At 74.6% G+C, this 2,848-nt stretch carries 2 protein-coding genes; one reads left to right on the top strand and one right to left on the bottom strand.

All coding sequences use genetic code 11. From position 1 onward, the window contains the following. Positions 1-1,026: LacI family DNA-binding transcriptional regulator (locus U9R90_RS35110; RefSeq protein WP_411061458.1), on the top strand; the 1,026-nt coding region annotated here is incomplete at its 5' end. Here the strand turns inward: U9R90_RS35110 and U9R90_RS35105 are convergent. Continuing rightward, the coding region (locus tag U9R90_RS35105) for a helix-turn-helix domain-containing protein (protein WP_411061456.1) at positions 1,023-2,848 on the bottom strand (1,826 nt) is incomplete at its 5' end. The genes U9R90_RS35110 and U9R90_RS35105 overlap by 4 nt on opposite strands.

Below are 2,848 nucleotides of genomic sequence, written 5' to 3'. Positions count from 1 at the left end.
CCCCCCCCCCCGCGGCTCGCGGACATCGCGGCCCAGGCCTCGGTCAGCGAGGCCACCGTCAGCCGGGTGCTCAACGGCAAGGCGGGTGTCGCGGGCGGCACCCGGCACCGGGTGCTGGCCGCGCTCGACGTGCTCGGCTACGAGCGGCCGGTACGTCTGCGGCAGCGCAGCGCGGGCCTGATCGGCCTGGTCATCCCGGAGCTCACCAACCCGATCTTCCCCGCCTTCGCGCAGGTCATCGAACAGGTCCTGGCCGGGCACGGCTACACGCCCGTGCTGTGCACCCACCACCCGGGCGGCGCCACCGAGGACGAACTGGTCGAGCAGCTCGAACAGCGCGGTGTCACCGGCATCATCTTCCTGTCCGGGCTGCACGCCGACACCACGTCGGACCCCACCCGCTACCGCGAACTCGCCGCGCGCGGCGTCCCGTTCATCCTGGTCAACGGCTTCAACGAACACGTCAAGGCGACCTTCGTGTCTCCTGACGACCAGGCCGCGGTCCAGATGGCCGTACGCCACCTCTCCGAACTGGGCCACCAGCGCATCGGCCTCGCCGTCGGCCCGTCGCGTTACGTACCGTCCCGCCGCAAGGCCGAGGGCTTCGCCGAAGCGCTGCGCACCACCTTCGGCACCACGGACCCCGAACCCCTCGTACGCCACACGCTGTTCAGTGTCGAGGGCGGCCACGCGGCCGCGGGCGCGCTGCTCGACCAGGGCTGTACGGGGATCGTCTGCGGCAGCGACCTGATGGCGCTCGGCGTCGTACGCGCGGTCCGCGAACGCGGACTCGACGTGCCCCGCGACGTCTCGGTGGTCGGCTACGACGACTCCCAGCTGATCGCCTTCACCGACCCGCCACTGACCACGGTGCGCCAGCCGGTACGCGCGATGGCGACCGCCGCGGTGGGTGCCCTGCTGGAGGAGATCCACGGAAACCCCGTCCAGCGCACGGAGTTCGTCTTCCAGCCGGAGCTGGTGGTACGGGGCTCGACCGGAGCCGTCAAGCAGGCTCTCAGGCCTTAGCCCTTGCCGTCCTGGGGCGACAACTGGTGCAGGCGCAACGCCAGTTGGAGCTCCAGCGTGCGCTCGGGGGACTGCCAGTCGGGGCCGAGGAGGCGGCCGACTCGGTCCAGGCGCTGCACCACCGTGTTGACGTGCACGTGCAGCGCGTCCTTCGCCCTGGCCTGGCTCATCCCGTGGGCGAAGTAGACCCGCAGGGTATGCAGCAGTTCGGTGCCGCGGCGGGCGTCGTAGTCGATGATCCGGCCCAGTACGGCGCGCACATAGCCGGACAGGTCGGTGCGGTCGCCGAGCAGCACCCCGACGAACCCGAGGTCGCCCAGGGTGCCGCCGTCTCCCGTACGGCCCAGGGCGCGCAGCGCGGACAGACAGCGCAGGGCCTCGGCGTGGGCCGCGGCGAGGGCCGCGGGCCCGGTGGCAGGGCCCGCGGCGCCGACGGTGACCCCGGCGCCCGCCGCCCGGCCGAGCTCGGCGGCCAGCTCGGCCGCGCAGATGCCCGGCGCGTCGGACGGGGCCACCAGCACCGCGTGGTCGTGGTGCAGCCCGGCCAGGCCCGCGCGGTGCTGCGCGCTGCGCGCGGCAGAGGTCAGCAGCCGCTGCCTTGGCGCGGCCTCGCTGTGCAGGACGAACACGGCGTGCGGCCGCCCCAGGTCCACGCCCAGCCGCCGGGCCCGCGCGGTGAGCCCCGCCAGGTCGCCGCTCGCGCTGAGCAGATCGCCGAGCAGCTCGCCGCGTACCCGGTCCTCGGCCTCGGACACCGAGCGGCGCAGCAGCAGGAGCAGCGCCGTGACGACCGCGGCGCGTTCGAACAGGCGCCGGTCGGCGTCGTCCAGCTCGGGGCGGCCGGTGAGCACGATGCTGCCGAGGAGTTCGGGGCCCGCGAGGACCGCGCACACCCAGGTGCCGTCCAGCGGGACCGCCCGGCCGCTGGCCCTGGACTCCGCGACGGCCTGCGCGGGCGGGGTGTGCGGTGCGGTGCGGGAGCGGGCCAGCTCGGTGCCGTCCGCGTCGTGGATCAGGGTCCCGCCGCCCAGCAGCGTGCCGATCGCCGCGGCGACCTCGGCGCTGTCGCCGCCCCGCAGCACCAGGTCGGTCAGCCGGTCGTGGGCGTCCTCGGCGCGGCGCAGGATGTCGCTGTGCGCCTGGATAGTGCGGGACGCGGCGTTGAGGTCGGCCAGCGCGGTCCTGGTCTCCTCCAGGAGCCGGGCGCTGTCGATGGCGATGGCGGCGTGGTCGGCCAGCGAGGACAGCAGTGCCACCTCCTCGGGCGCGAAGCCGCGCGGGGTGCGGTCGGCCGCGTACAGCACACCGATCACCGCGCGGCCCAGATGCAGCGGCACCCCGAGGATCGCCCGCAGCCCCTCTTCACCGACGGCGCTGTCGATCGGCGCGGTGTGCTGGAAGCGCGGGTCCGACTGGTAGTCGGCGGTGGCGTAGGGGCGGGCGCTCTGCGCGACCAGGCCGCCGAGCCCCTCGCCCATGCCGAGCCGCAGCTGCTGGAACGCGGCGGACACCGATCCGTCGGTGACCCGCATATAGGTGTCGCCCGCGGTGTCGTCGTTGAGGGACAGGTACGTGACGTCCGTGCCCAGGAGCAGCTTGGCCCGGTGCACGATGGCCCGCAGCACCGCGTCCAGGTCGTGCAGGGCCGCCAGGTCGCCCGCCGTGTCGAACAGGGCGGTCAGCTCGGCCTCCCGCCTGCGGTGCTGGTGCAGCGTACGGCGGATCTCCAGGGCGACCTGGGTGGCCTCTTCGACGGCGGCCAGCTCGGCGGCGGGGGCACCGGCCGCGCGGGCCGCGGCGGCGGGGCGGGCGAACTCCTCGG

This window comes from Streptomyces sp. E11-3, from assembly GCF_046540415.1.
Taxonomy (GTDB): domain Bacteria; phylum Actinomycetota; class Actinomycetes; order Streptomycetales; family Streptomycetaceae; genus Streptomyces.
Note: the sequence above shows the minus strand (reverse complement) of the source record. Positions and strands in the feature narration are given on the sequence as shown.